The organism is Pedobacter sp. (assembly GCF_965279535.1).
In the GTDB taxonomy this organism is placed as follows: Bacteria; Bacteroidota; Bacteroidia; order Sphingobacteriales; family Sphingobacteriaceae; genus Pedobacter.
In genome coordinates this window covers 1,845,070-1,857,433 of the sequence record NZ_OZ257244.1, presented here as the reverse complement: position 1 = coordinate 1,857,433, position 12,364 = coordinate 1,845,070, and the positions used below count along the sequence as shown (strand labels likewise).

Here is a 12,364-nt window from a genome sequence, read left to right as displayed (position 1 = left end):
TTTTACTTCGCTTCAAAATTTAAAAGTTGTTTTCCTTCCAGCCAGGCTGCTATTTTATCCCCTTTATTTATTTTACCAACCCCTTCTGGAGTTCCTGTAAAAATAAGATCACCTTTTTTTAGTGTGATGTATTGAGAAACGAAACTGATTATTTTTTCAAACGAGAATAAAAGATCTTTGGTATGGCCTTTCTGACGGATTTCCTCATTTATCTGCAACTCAAAATTTAAATCGTAAAGATTTTCAAAATCGCTTTTTGGCAGAAAGGTGCTAATGGGTGCAGAATTGTCAAAGGCTTTGGCCAATTCCCAGGGCAACCCTTTTTCCTTATGCTTACTTTGGATATCGCGTGCAGTAAAATCAATACCCAAGCCAATTTCATCATAATAATTAGCTGCAAATTTTTCCGCGATATGCTTTCCTTCCTTGCAGATTTTGAGTACAACTTCAAGTTCGAAATGTACGTCATCAGAGAAATCCGGGATATAGAAAGGCTTATTGTCTTTAAGTACAGCCGTATCTGGTTTCAGGAAAATTACCGGGGTAGTGGGGATAGGATTATTAAGTTCTTTGGCATGTTCTGCGTAATTTCGTCCGATAGCAATGATTTTCATTCTTTTATAATTTTGAATATGAGGAATTAGATTTGATTGCAATCAAATCCTTTCAAAAATAGAAAAGAAAATGGTGTTATAAAACTGAGATCCGTTTTACCTGGCTCTCAGAACCGGCAACAACGCGCAAAAAGTAAATTCCGGCGTTTAATCTGCTGGGGATAGTGAAACTTTTAGTTTGCTCACCTGCATTTAGACGTTCGTTGGCAAGCGTTACTACTTCATTGCCTAATAAATCGATAATTTTAATGGTGGTTTGTGTGCCATCCTTACCAATGTTTAAGATAATGTTTAACTGATCTTCAACCGGGTTTGGATAAATCTTAACTATAGATAAAAGTTTGTCTTTCCCGTTTGTGCCAGCAGCAGTTTTAGGTATTACATTGTAGGTATTGAACATGCCTGAACCGCCAATAGACATATAAGAAGGCTTGTAGGGCTGGATATTAGCTTTTATTTCAGGAACTCTGCTTACTTTTTTTGTTCTAGACTTTAAGGTAAGACGTAGAGAATCTGTTTGTTGAGACCAAGAATTAGTGTTGCACAACAAAACCATACATATAATGCACAGGGTCCTGGTGAGTAACGTTATCTTAGTGTAGAGTTTCATCAAATTGTTAGGCAAATGTATTAATTTAAAACAAAGAAATTAAACATTTTGTTTAAAAGCCATATTTTAACACAATTTAACAAAAATTTTTAAAAAACAAAGTGTGAAAATTAACACAATAATTTGGTTGTTAAATTGTTAGAGTTAGTTTACTTTTGCCGCACTAAATATAATAAAGGTGTCAAGTCATAAAAATGTCAACGCATTAACCGCCGGTGGGGTTCTAATCAGTTTAGGAATTGTATTTGGCGATATCGGTACGTCTCCGTTATATACGCTAAACGCTATTTTTACCACTATCCTGGGCGGAAAGCAGGATATTAATCCATTAAATGTGCTGGGAGTACTATCCTGCATCATCTGGACATTAACGCTGCAAACAACTGTTAAATACGTTATTATTACGCTTCGGGCAGATAATAAAGGTGAGGGTGGTATTTTTTCTTTATTTTCTCTTGTGCGTAAGAAGGCCAAATGGCTGGTTCTGCCAGCAATAGTTGGTGGCTGCGCGCTCCTTGCAGATGGTATTATTACCCCCAGTATTACGGTCACCTCAGCAATTGAAGGTTTAACAAAGAAATTTGATGTTCCGGTTATTCCAATTGTGCTTTCAATTTTAACGGTATTGTTCATCATTCAGCAATTTGGAACCAACCTGGTAGGTAAGTTGTTTGGGCCGGTTATGTTTGTGTGGTTTGCCGTTCTCGGTGTATTAGGGCTCACCTTTATTGTAAAGGATTTCAGCATTCTAAAGGCATTTAATCCATATTATGCTATTCATTTATTAACTACAAACAATCTCGCTTTCTTAATTCTCGGAGGTGTTTTCCTTTGTACTACAGGAGCCGAGGCACTATACTCAGATTTAGGACATTGTGGAAGAAACAATATCCGCACCAGTTGGATTTTTGTGAAAATAACCTTAATCCTCAATTATTTAGGTCAGGGCGTTTGGATCTTACAAAATAGCGATTCCTACGTTCCTGGAGCTAAAATGAACCCGTTCTTTCAGATTGTACCCGATCAGTTTCAGATTCCAATGGTTATCCTGGCCACTATGGCAGCGGTAATTGCGAGTCAGGCCCTGATTAGCGGATCATTTACATTAATTTCTGAAGCTGTTAGGCTTAACCTTTGGCCAAAAATCAGGATCGTCTATCCTTCAGTTTCCAAAGGACAGTTATATGTTCCATCCATTAACTGGATGTTATGGATAGGTTGTTGTGGTATTGTGCTTTTATTCGAGAAATCTGAAAGTATGGATGCGGCATATGGATTATCTATTACCATTGCCATGTTAATGACCACCATCCTGGTGAGTTTTTATCTCAGAAGTAAGCGCTTTCCTAAGTATATTATAGCCACTTTCTTCTTTACCTATGTAATAATTGAGGGTACGTTTTTGATCAGTAACCTAACCAAGTTTCTACACGGTGGCTGGGTAACGGTTTTGATTGGTTCACTATTGTTCACCATTATGTGGAGCTGGTTTGTTGCCCGCAAGATCAAAAACAGATTTGTTAAATATGTCGAGATTGAAGATTACTATGAAATTTTAAGTGAGTTGAGCGGGGATGAGAGTGTACCAAAGTATTCATCTCAATTGGTTTATTTAACCAGCGCAAACTTTAAAACGGAAATTGAATCGAAGATTATTTATTCCATTATTCAGAAAGAGCCTAAAAGGGCCGACGTGTACTGGCTTGTTCACGTAGACGTAATGGATGAACCTTATACCATGGACTATAAAGTCGAATTTCTGATTCCAGGGAAACTGATTCGGATAGATTTTAAATTAGGTTTCAGAATTGAGCAGCGGGTAAACCTACTTTATCGTAAAGTGGTAGAAGAACTGGTTAAAAATGGCGAGGTTGATATTACCAGTCAATATACATCCTTAAATAAGCATAAAATTGCCGGCGATTTTAGATTTGTCCTTCTGGAAAAACACCTGTCTAAATTTACTAATTTGAGTTTCTATGAACGTACCGTTATGGATTACTATTTTATCCTTAAACGCCTGAGTTTGTCTGAGGAACGAAGTTTTGGTTTGGATAGCAGTTATGTAGATGTAGAGAAAGTACCGTTGATTTTTGTTACACCAGATGCAATTGAGCTGAACAGGCTTCCGGTTTAATATGAGAAGTGTGCTGTTGATTATAGCCATCTGTTTATTTCTTATAGGTCCTGCAGCTAAGATTTATGATTGGAACAACGCCGACAGATATCTAATGATTTCAGGCCTTGGTTTAGTAATCATTACTGCGATGGCATTTATAAAAAAGGATTGATTTTTTTAATTTGCTTGATATAGGCAATGCTAACCCATTTAACGGTAAGAGCGTTAAATGGGTTTTTTATTAGCGCTGATTATCCTCTGGTTTTTTTGGGTCTGATTTTGACGCTTGTTGCTGGAGTAGTTTTTCCTTGAGTGCTTTAATCTCTTTTTCTAATGTATCTATGTACTGCTTTTGAGGCTCAAGAAGCTCTCTTATTTCCTCTACTGTATATTTCGGGTTAATGTGTTGCGGGCAGTTCCAGTCGTAGGCAGTAATTTTAAATATCATCATTCTTTCTGGCTTAAACTTATAATCTTTTGGACGTAAAAAGTCATAAAGACTTTTGTCTTCACCGAGTTCCACAATTTCAGCTTCGGCATAAATTTTTAGCCGGGTTCGTAATGGGTAGGACAGTAATATCAGTGAAACCTTGGGGTTCTCGGAAATATTTCCTGCAGAAATATATTGTCTGTTTCCAATAAAATCTACGATCCCTATGGTAGATTTATCAATTACCCTGATAAATCCCTTGGGACCGCCGCGATGTTGAATATAGGGATAACCGTTTTCACCGAACGAAGCCAGGTAAAAACTATCAATCTGCGCAATAAAGTCAATTTCATGTTCGGTTAAGCCATCAACATAGCTCCTTTTTTCCATCCGATCATAGCTGAGACGACTCCCGAGCCGCTCTTGTAGTTTTTTGATGGCATCTGTAAATGCCAGTTCCGCATAATTCATGTGCTCTAGAATAATTCTTTATTGAAGATAGCTCATGTATTTCAAATTTTAGCGGTATGTTTTATTTGTTAATTAAATTATAAATCAAAAAATGATTTTCGATAGATTTATATCGAAATATAGATTGGATCTTAATTTTAAATAAAACATTTATGGAGCAAAAACTTCCCCTTCCACCATTTAATTTTGAGACCGCGACACAGAAAGTCCAGCTGGCAGAAGATGCCTGGAATAGTCAGGATCCTGAAAGAGTGTCTTTGGCATATACCAAAGATACAGAATGGCGTAATCGTTCAGAATTTATCAATGGTAGAGAAGAGGTCATCAAATTTCTTTCTGCTAAGTGGAAAAAGGAATTGAATTACAGACTTAAAAAAGAGCTTTGGGCTTTTACAGATAATCGGATTGCGGTGAGGTTCGAATATGAGTATTGTGATGCTAATGGTCAGTGGTTTAGGGCATATGGTAATGAAAATTGGGAATTTGATGAAAACGGTTTAATGCAAAAGAGATTTGCCAGTATAAATGACCTTGCAATACAGGAAAACGAGCGAAGAGTAAAATAGTTTTTCTATGTTTTTGTTGGAGGTTTTTTAAATTGTATAACCTGCTTGGTTTATTCTCATCAGTATATATTTATGAATATTAAATATATTTGGTATACATTTGTAATCACACTACTTAATGTGGGGCTATCATGGCAGAAGAAAGTAGATTAAAATTAGCAAAGGAAGTATTGTCTAATCCGAGAAATCAGAAGGAAGAAATACAGGCGCTGCAAGATACCTTATATGTATTGGGGGGTAAATGGAAGCTGCCAATTATTAACTCCATTTGTAATGGAAACCGCCGATTTAGAGATATTGAAAGAAGTATCCCAGGTATTACCACCCGAATGCTTTCTAAAGAACTTAAGGAAATGACGGCTAATCAGCTGATCAAACGCACTGTTATTGATGATACCCCTGTTGTAGTCGAATATACCTCAACCGATTACTGCGAGTCTTTTGGCGATATTATCCTGGAAATGATTAAATGGGGCAAGCAGCACCGCAATCGTTTGAAGGGAAACAAAAACACGGAATAGTTGAAAGTTAAAATATGCAATGTGCTGATGTTAATGCAATCAGCACTTTGCATATTCGCGTGCAATAATTTAGCGTGATTTTTACCTTTTGGCCTTAATCTTTGGGCTTTCTGCTTCCTGTTTTTAATTTTTCAAAACCCTTCCCGTCCATCTCCCCATCTCTTTTGTCTAACTCAGCCATTTTATAGTGGTTCAGGGGGCTAACGGCTGGTATTTTTGATCAAAAAAGAAATAGAAATATGAAAACTTTTGGAAAAATAGCAGCATTAAGTATGGTCGTCATTGCAATTGTTGTACTCAATTCATTCATCTGGACAAGCGCCACTACAAATAAAGTTGTTGAACTACCCATCAACGGAAAAAGTTTTGCGGTATTAGAACTCTTTACTTCGGAGGGTTGTTCGAGCTGTCCTCCGGCAGAAGAACTTTTAGCTAAAATAGATCGTGAATCAAATGGGAAGCCAGTCTATGTGTTGGCTTATCATGTAGATTATTTTGACAATCTCGGTTGGAAAGATGTTTTTGGAAGTGCAGAAAATACCAGGAGGCAGCAAAGATATAGTAGCTGGTTAAATTCACAGGTTTATACCCCACAACTTGTAGTTAATGGTACATCAGAATTTATTGGATCGGATGAGCCGAAAATCAGTAATGCAATTGATGGACAGTTGCTCATTAAACATACTACTGCGCTATCCCTGAGCAGTGAGGCAGATGCTAAAGCAGTAACGGTAACATATGATGCGAAAGCTGTTCAGGCTGGGGAGGAGTTAGTGCTGGCATTGGTGCAAAAAAACGGGCATACCGATGTTAAAAGAGGCGAAAATGAGGGGCGTAGTCTTTCACACATTCAAATCGTTCGCAAAACCGCTGTGATCTCTTTGAAGGAGACACATGCTGGCAGTGCAATATTAAACTTTCCCAAAGATGCAGAAAAACAGGATTGGGAGATAATCGGGCTGATTCAAAATGCCAGAACCGGACAAATCACTGCTGTAACTAAGATTGAGGTAAATCACTCATAAATAAATAATAATCTGATGGCAAATCATAAAACAAAACACGTGAATGGCCTTTTAATAGGCCTTGCACAACTGATGACAGCAGTTTTTCCAATCACACGCCCTATGGATAATGTGCTGGAAAACAGAGTTGTAACAAAAGTAGAGAAGATAAAAAAGAACGCTTACTAAGTGAATTAATCAACAAACAATATATATCATCATGAAAAACCCATTCAATTTTATTAACCGTATTTCGAAAACATTTGTGGCCCTTTTAATCACCTTGGGCAGTTTAACCTTCCTGGCACAGTTTGCTGCAGCTCAGGAAAAAAATATTAAAAATATAGTCATTGTTCATGGCGCGTTTGCTGATGGATCTGGATGGAGAGGGGTACACGACATTCTGGTTCAGAAAGGATATCACGTTACAGTTGTACAAAATCCATTAACAGGTTTGAAAGATGATATTGAAGCTACCAAAAGGATACTGGATAAACAAGATGGTCCGACAATACTAGTTGGGCATTCCTGGGGAGGTGTTGTCATTACCGAGGCTGGCCTGCACGAAAAGGTGGCTGCTTTGGTATACGTTGCAGCATATCAGCCAGACAAGGGTGAAAATACTATTAAATGGGCTTCTTCACTACCATCAGCTCCAGAATTCGGAATTTTGCCACCAGATGATAAAGGCTTTGTATATTATGCTAAAGATAAATTTCATGCAGGTTTTGCTGCGGATTTAAGTAAAGCTGAAACAGATTTTCTGTTTGACTCACAACAACCAATTTACGCCGAGAGTTTTTCAACTCCTGTAGCGGATGCAGCATGGAGAACTAAACCGAGTTATGGTATAGTAGCCACAGAAGATAAAAGCATCAACCCGGATATTCAACGTAATATGTACAAACGATCCAACACCAAGATCACAGAAGTGAAAGGCAGTCATGTCATTTTTGCATCGAATCCCGATGCAGTGGCAAGGGTAATTATCTCAGCTTCTCAAAACAAGTAGTTAGCACCCAAAAGAATGCCCGGATCAGGATTTATTTTCTGGTCCGGGCTTATTTTTAACTAAAGACTTTGGAAAACACAAAAAATGAGATGAAATATTGAAAAAGTGATACGGTAATGGGATGAGCTATCGAGCGATATGTGTTTTCTTTGTGAGGTACGTTCATGACGTAAAATAATACTTCAACACTAACCAAATGTCTCAAACCAATGCCCCGGCGGTCGCTTTAAAAACAAGACCGCACTTTGCCATTTTAGACGGCCTCCGTGGACTCGCTGCAATAGCTGTAGTCATCTATCATTTCATGGAAATTGCTGTTCCGGATTATCACCAGAGTTTTATTGCCCATGCGCATTTGGCTGTAGATTTTTTCTTCTGTCTTTCAGGGTTCGTAATTGCTTATGCTTACGATCATAAGTTAAAACAAATAGGTTTTACTATGTTTTTGAAAATCAGGTTTATCCGTTTACATCCATTGGTTATCATGGGGTCAATTATCGGGCTTCTGGCTTTTGTTTTTGATCCATTTAGCAACCTTTATCAGCTTTATGCAGATCGTACACCGCTAATGTTTATTACATCGTGTTTAATGATTCCTTATCCACTTGTACACGAGCGCTATTTTAATCTCTTTCATCTCAATCCACCTACCTGGTCACTTTTTTGGGAATACCTGGCTAATATTGTTTATGCATTAATTCTAGTCAAACTGCGTAATAAACTGATGTGGGTCTTGGCTGCCATTGGTGCTGTAGCCATCTGTTATGAATCGTTTCATTCAGGCTACCTTGGTGTAGGATGGGGAGGAGATAATATACTGGGAGGAGGAATAAGGGTTTTCTATTCGTTTACTGCCGGAATATTGGTTTATCGATCCAACTGGATCATTAAATCGCGTTTAGGATTTTTATCTCTTGTCATACTTTTGATAATGGTATTTTTAATTCCTTTTTCTGAAAAGACGAATGCTATTATCGATATTTTGATAGTCATACTATATTTTCCTTTTTTGGTGGCATTGGGTGCAGGAGCACAGCTGAAGTCGGGGTGGGGAAAGATCTGCAACTGGTCGGGAGAAATTTCTTATCCATTATACATGATTCATTACCCTTTCATCTGGTTGTTTATGAGCTATGTGGCGCGTTACAAACCTGACCTTCAACAGATGTCTGTTGTCATATTGTTTGGAGTGTTTGGGCTAATTGTTCTGGCTTATACCATTTTGGTTTTTATGGATATCCCAATAAGGAATTATTTGAGAAAAGTCTGGGTTAAGAAGTCATAATCGATCTATCGCCTGGTTAACATACTGTGAACATTTATTTTTCCTTCACGTAGGGGTATAATCAAGATTCGTTGTCATACTATAGAAGATTATTATTAGTTGATCTATCGGTTGGTGTCCACACCGACCGAGATATTAATCTTTATAATGGCTGGTTAATTCAAAACTATCTTCTCCATTCAGATAAAAACCTGCGCTGCTCCATTTATAATCTTCGGGGCAGATAGACAAGCTCCATTTATCCTTTATAGGATTATCATGAATGTAGTCCAGTTTTTGAATTAGGCTACTTTCTTTATCTAATGGTATCGCCAGTGAATCTCGCTTCCAGAATTGATAAGCCCTATCCATTTTATCTGATCGATAATTTTCTAAAAGGTGTGGACTATTTCGCTCCAGATATTTTTTGAATTTGTGCGCAGTGAACTTACTGAAGCTAACCGAAGGACTCTCTTTTCCATTTAATTTGAGCATACGCCAAATCAAATGAATATGATTAGGCATTATTACATAGCCATAAACCTCGATTAATTTTTTAGAGATCAAAAATTTTAGCGACTTAATGAGTACCATTTTTAAATTGTCATCTTTTAATAAGTGACTGAAGTTTACAATGGTTTGAGTATAAAAATATGGATAATTAAAATCCATTTGACCCTGTCTTTTATGAAAGATATGCATAATATCATTGTTAAGTTACAGGGATAATTGAAAAGAAAGATAGGAATTTTTTTTGAAAATTTAAGTGTTGAAGTTGCCTGTTTCGGTCGGTGAGGACACCAGACCGATAGAAGCCGATAGTTAGTTTGAGATAGATATTAAGCGGGAAAGTATATGATGAAAAATGTCTTTTGGGTTGGTTGACATACTGTGAACATTTATTTTTCCTTCACGTAGGGGTATAACCAAGATTCGTTGTCATACTATTAAAAACAACATTTATTTATTCAAATGAAAAGTATGAAAACAATCAGGTTTTATTTAATGATGGTAGTAATGGCGCTAACGGCAGGAGCAGTAAAAGCACAGGATTCTGGCATAACTTTCGGCCTAAAGGCAGGCGTAAACTATGCCACTCTGCCTACAAGCATAAGCAGTATTACCGATAAAAAAGGCAAAATTGGTTATAATTTTGGGGCATTTGCCAGAGTCGGGCAGGCAGTTTATTTTCAGCCGGAGCTGAACTTCGTGAAATTTAAAAGTGCTTACCGTTATGCGTCAAATACTTATGAGCCAAAATTTAGTCAATTGAATTTACCGTTGATGCTGGGATATAAAATCATCAATACTGAGGAATTAAACTTTAGAGTTTCTGCTGGCCCAGATATTAATTATACCTTGAATAAAGTAAGTGGACCCACCGGGTTTGATTACAAAAAGTTCACAGCAGGAGGAGTAATTAATGCTGGTGTAGATATTGGCAACCTCACTATTGATGCAAGATATAGCAGGGGACTGACCAAAATCAATAAAGGATTGGGAGAAAAGACAGGGATATTTAATCTGTCTGTCGGATTGAAAATATTTTAATTAACCGAACTGAATCTAAAAAATCGTATCCCTTATCTGCTGGTGATTAGCCATTCGATAAGGGATTTTTTTAGTCTTCTGCAATTGCCAGTTTGCTATGTTTATAACCATAGGCAAAGTATACGATCAAACCAATAACTAACCATACACCAAATCCAATCCAATTGGTAATGCCCAACTCACACATCATATAAAGACAGCTGATTAATCCCAATACAGGAATTAAAGATAAGTTCTTTGTGAAACTATAATAAGTGATGATGAGACAGATGATCAGGAAGATCCACATAGGGATTTTGTGTTTAAATAATCCCCAGCCATGCTCATATTTTTTATCAACAGCTACTTGAGAAGACGCAATAAATTGTTCGTAGCGATCGGCAGGTAGGTTGCTTAGGTAAGATTCTGCATCCACTTTTTCTGTTAGTGTTAATTGTGGTGCAGCATGTTTTATAATTTCTTCTTTAACAATCTTAAGTTCGTCACCACTTAAAGATGTAACAAACGTTACTGTTTCGATCGTTTTTGGACTGTTAAATATAAATGCTTTGGTCTCTTTACCATATTGAGTAAAAGCAAATGCTATGGCTGCAATTAATGCAATGGGTATGATAAATTTACTATTAACATAAGGGATTTTAAATTTTCCCCGCTGAACATCGGGACGGTTCTGGAGAACCAATACACCCGCACAAACCAATACAAAGGCAAATAAAGTTCCAATTGAACAAAGGTCTGTTACTATGGTCAGATTCATAAACAATGAAGGTACAGCTACGACAAATCCTACTACAATAGTAGCAAATGAAGGCGTTTTATACTTTGGGTGGATTTTTGAGAAGGATTTTGGTAATAAACCATCACGACTCATGCTCATCCAGATACGGGGTTGACCCATTTGAAATACTAATAATACACTGGCCATGGCAAAAACTGCACTTACAGCAATGATTCCACTCATCAGCTTTAAATCAATCTGATCAAAAACAAAAGCCAAAGGATCACCTACAGCCAGCGTATCAGATTTAACAATACCAGTTAAAACCAGCGCAATGGCTACATATAATATGGTACAAATAATAATGGCCCACATCATTCCACGGGGAAGGTCTCGCTGAGGGTTTTTACATTCTTCTGCTGTAGTAGAAATAGCATCAAAGCCGATGTAAGCGAAAAATACGGCCGAAACACCTTTCAGAACCCCAGAAACGCCATTTGGAGCAAAGGGATCCCAATTTTTAGTATCTACATAAAATACACCTACTGCTAATACTAAAAGGATTACTGCTAACTTTACCACAACCATCGCATTGCTGGCATTACGGCTTTCTTTCATACCACGGTAGATTAACCAGGTAATCAGTATAATAATCCCTAAAGCAGGAATGTCAGCAACGAAGTGAAAACCTAAAATCTGTGGGGCAGTAATCCAGGCATTATTGGCTAAGGCTGTTGCCGAATCTAAATTTGCCAGATTTTTACCGGCTGCTAATAAGGCATCTGCATGTTTGTGTCCGTTAAAAGCCGTCAGGTAATCCATAGTCATCCAGTCTGGAACATGGACACCATCTATGCCTAAAAAGGGTATTTTTATTGTGGAGAGAAGCCCCGTAAAGTAATCAGACCAGGAAATGGCAACTGTAATATTACCAATGGAATACTCCATTATGAGCGACCAACCTATAATCCAGGCTACAAGTTCACCAAAAGCTACATATGAATAAGTGTAAGCACTTCCGGAAACAGGAACCATTGAAGCAAATTCAGCATATGCGAAAGCTGCAAAACTACAGGCAACCGCTGTAAAGATAAAAAGGAAGATTACCGCAGGCCCACCGTCAGCACTGGCTTTTCCAATGGTACTGAAAATCCCGGCTCCAATAATTGCAGCAATACCGAAGGCCGTTAAATCACGTACCCCCAATGTTTTATGTAAAGAACTTTCGTGGTCGCCATAACCCTTGGCTGCATCTTGTAATATCTTTGAAATGGATTTCTTTCTAAATAGCTTTTCGAACATCTGTGTTTCGTTGAAGTATTCTTCAAACTTAAAAAAATATCGGCTAAAAACGTTTAACGCATGATATAAAAATACTATGCGCTGGGATGAATGCTGTTTTTTAAGCGCTTAAACGAAGTTTGTAGCGATTAGGTCATTATATCTATTTAATCTAGACAGGCATTTCCAAAGTGCTAATTTTG

The 12,364-nt window shown here is 37.5% G+C and carries 13 protein-coding genes; 8 read left to right on the top strand and 5 right to left on the bottom strand.

Annotated features, from left to right (window positions below):
* Positions 1 to 2: 2 nt before the first annotated feature.
* Positions 3 to 614 carry a fumarylacetoacetate hydrolase family protein gene (locus ACQY77_RS07370; protein ID WP_421938625.1) on the bottom strand — a complete coding sequence of 204 codons (612 nt, stop codon included), beginning with the start codon at positions 612 to 614 and terminating at the stop codon, positions 3 to 5.
* A 76-nt stretch (positions 615 to 690) separates the two neighbouring features.
* Positions 691 to 1,035 (bottom strand): T9SS type A sorting domain-containing protein, encoded by a 345-nt coding sequence (locus ACQY77_RS07365; RefSeq protein ID WP_421938626.1) that lies wholly within the window; start codon positions 1,033 to 1,035, stop codon positions 691 to 693.
* 367 nt (positions 1,036 to 1,402) lie between these two features.
* Between ACQY77_RS07365 and ACQY77_RS07360 the strand changes: the two genes are divergently transcribed.
* Positions 1,403 to 3,361: a KUP/HAK/KT family potassium transporter gene (locus ACQY77_RS07360; RefSeq protein ID WP_421938627.1), complete on the top strand. Its 1,959-nt coding sequence runs from the start codon at positions 1,403 to 1,405 to the stop codon at positions 3,359 to 3,361.
* A 223-nt stretch (positions 3,362 to 3,584) separates the two neighbouring features.
* Here the strand turns inward: ACQY77_RS07360 and ACQY77_RS07355 are convergent, their stop codons facing one another.
* On the bottom strand, positions 3,585 to 4,244 hold the full coding sequence (locus ACQY77_RS07355; protein ID WP_421938628.1) for a pyridoxamine 5'-phosphate oxidase family protein: 660 nt from the start codon (positions 4,242 to 4,244) through the stop codon (positions 3,585 to 3,587).
* A gap of 152 nt (positions 4,245 to 4,396) precedes the next feature.
* On the opposite strand from ACQY77_RS07355, the gene ACQY77_RS07350 reads away from it, so the two are divergent.
* The 6 genes from ACQY77_RS07350 (at position 4,397) to ACQY77_RS07325 (ending at position 8,632) form a co-directional block, all read left to right on the top strand.
* A complete protein-coding gene (locus tag ACQY77_RS07350; protein WP_421938629.1) occupies positions 4,397 to 4,810 on the top strand; it encodes a DUF1348 family protein in 414 nt (137 codons plus the stop codon).
* 131 nt (positions 4,811 to 4,941) lie between these two features.
* A complete protein-coding gene (locus tag ACQY77_RS07345) occupies positions 4,942 to 5,331 on the top strand; it encodes a winged helix-turn-helix transcriptional regulator (RefSeq protein WP_421938630.1) in 390 nt (129 codons plus the stop codon).
* A 239-nt stretch (positions 5,332 to 5,570) separates the two neighbouring features.
* Positions 5,571 to 6,356, top strand: a complete 786-nt coding sequence (locus ACQY77_RS07340) for a DUF1223 domain-containing protein (protein ID WP_421938631.1) — start codon at positions 5,571 to 5,573, stop codon at positions 6,354 to 6,356.
* Between the two features lie 15 nt (positions 6,357 to 6,371).
* Positions 6,372 to 6,524 carry a hypothetical protein gene (locus ACQY77_RS07335; protein ID WP_421938632.1) on the top strand — a complete coding sequence of 51 codons (153 nt, stop codon included), beginning with the start codon at positions 6,372 to 6,374 and terminating at the stop codon, positions 6,522 to 6,524.
* Positions 6,525 to 6,555: 31 nt separating this feature from the next.
* Complete coding sequence (locus tag ACQY77_RS07330; RefSeq protein WP_421938633.1) at positions 6,556 to 7,347, top strand: alpha/beta hydrolase; 792 nt, start codon at positions 6,556 to 6,558, stop codon at positions 7,345 to 7,347.
* Positions 7,348 to 7,543: 196 nt separating this feature from the next.
* On the top strand, positions 7,544 to 8,632 hold the full coding sequence (locus ACQY77_RS07325; protein ID WP_421938634.1) for an acyltransferase family protein: 1,089 nt from the start codon (positions 7,544 to 7,546) through the stop codon (positions 8,630 to 8,632).
* 135 nt (positions 8,633 to 8,767) lie between these two features.
* Here the strand turns inward: ACQY77_RS07325 and ACQY77_RS07320 are convergent, their stop codons facing one another.
* Complete coding sequence (locus ACQY77_RS07320) at positions 8,768 to 9,283, bottom strand: transposase (protein WP_421938635.1); 516 nt, start codon at positions 9,281 to 9,283, stop codon at positions 8,768 to 8,770.
* Positions 9,284 to 9,592: 309 nt separating this feature from the next.
* Between ACQY77_RS07320 and ACQY77_RS07315 the strand changes: the two genes are divergently transcribed.
* Positions 9,593 to 10,162 (top strand): porin family protein, encoded by a 570-nt coding sequence (locus ACQY77_RS07315; RefSeq protein WP_421938636.1) that lies wholly within the window; start codon positions 9,593 to 9,595, stop codon positions 10,160 to 10,162.
* 70 nt (positions 10,163 to 10,232) lie between these two features.
* Here the strand turns inward: ACQY77_RS07315 and ACQY77_RS07310 are convergent, their stop codons facing one another.
* On the bottom strand, positions 10,233 to 12,182 hold the full coding sequence (locus ACQY77_RS07310) for an amino acid permease (RefSeq protein WP_421938637.1): 1,950 nt from the start codon (positions 12,180 to 12,182) through the stop codon (positions 10,233 to 10,235).
* Positions 12,183 to 12,364 lie beyond the last annotated feature (182 nt).

Coding starts and splice junctions, on each gene's coding strand:
- ACQY77_RS07335 (WP_421938632.1), top strand. CDS start 6,372: ATGGCAAATCATAAAACAAAACACGTGAATGGCCTTTTAATAGGCCTT.
- ACQY77_RS07340 (WP_421938631.1), top strand. CDS start 5,571: ATGAAAACTTTTGGAAAAATAGCAGCATTAAGTATGGTCGTCATTGCA.
- ACQY77_RS07315 (WP_421938636.1), top strand. CDS start 9,593: ATGAAAACAATCAGGTTTTATTTAATGATGGTAGTAATGGCGCTAACG.
- ACQY77_RS07310 (WP_421938637.1), bottom strand. CDS start 12,182: ATGTTCGAAAAGCTATTTAGAAAGAAATCCATTTCAAAGATATTACAA.
- ACQY77_RS07365 (WP_421938626.1), bottom strand. CDS start 1,035: ATGTCTATTGGCGGTTCAGGCATGTTCAATACCTACAATGTAATACCT.
- ACQY77_RS07330 (WP_421938633.1), top strand. CDS start 6,556: ATGAAAAACCCATTCAATTTTATTAACCGTATTTCGAAAACATTTGTG.
- ACQY77_RS07350 (WP_421938629.1), top strand. CDS start 4,397: ATGGAGCAAAAACTTCCCCTTCCACCATTTAATTTTGAGACCGCGACA.
- ACQY77_RS07345 (WP_421938630.1), top strand. CDS start 4,942: ATGGCAGAAGAAAGTAGATTAAAATTAGCAAAGGAAGTATTGTCTAAT.
- ACQY77_RS07355 (WP_421938628.1), bottom strand. CDS start 4,244: ATGAATTATGCGGAACTGGCATTTACAGATGCCATCAAAAAACTACAA.
- ACQY77_RS07370 (WP_421938625.1), bottom strand. CDS start 614: ATGAAAATCATTGCTATCGGACGAAATTACGCAGAACATGCCAAAGAA.
- ACQY77_RS07325 (WP_421938634.1), top strand. CDS start 7,544: ATGTCTCAAACCAATGCCCCGGCGGTCGCTTTAAAAACAAGACCGCAC.
- ACQY77_RS07320 (WP_421938635.1), bottom strand. CDS start 9,283: ATGGATTTTAATTATCCATATTTTTATACTCAAACCATTGTAAACTTC.